The 287-nt window shown below is 52.6% G+C and carries 1 rRNA gene; it reads left to right on the forward strand.

From position 1 onward, the window contains the following. A 16S ribosomal RNA gene (locus GPK81_RS14985) occupies positions 1-287 on the forward strand; the annotation flags it as partial.

Genomic DNA, 287 nt, shown 5'->3' on the forward strand with positions numbered 1-287 from the left:
AGCATGTGGTTTAATTCGAAGCAACGCGAAGAACCTTACCAAGTCTTGACATCCCTCTGACCGGAACTTAACCGTTCCTTTCCTTCGGGACAGAGGAGACAGGTGGTGCATGGTTGTCGTCAGCTCGTGTCGTGAGATGTTGGGTTAAGTCCCGCAACGAGCGCAACCCCTATCCTCAGTAGCCAGCATTTAAGATGGGCACTCTGGGGAGACTGCCAGGGATAACCTGGAGGAAGGCGGGGATGACGTCAAATCATCATGCCCCTTATGATTTGGGCTACACACGT

This window comes from Blautia sp. MCC283 (assembly GCF_018785565.1).
Taxonomy (GTDB): Bacteria; Bacillota; Clostridia; order Lachnospirales; family Lachnospiraceae; genus Blautia_A.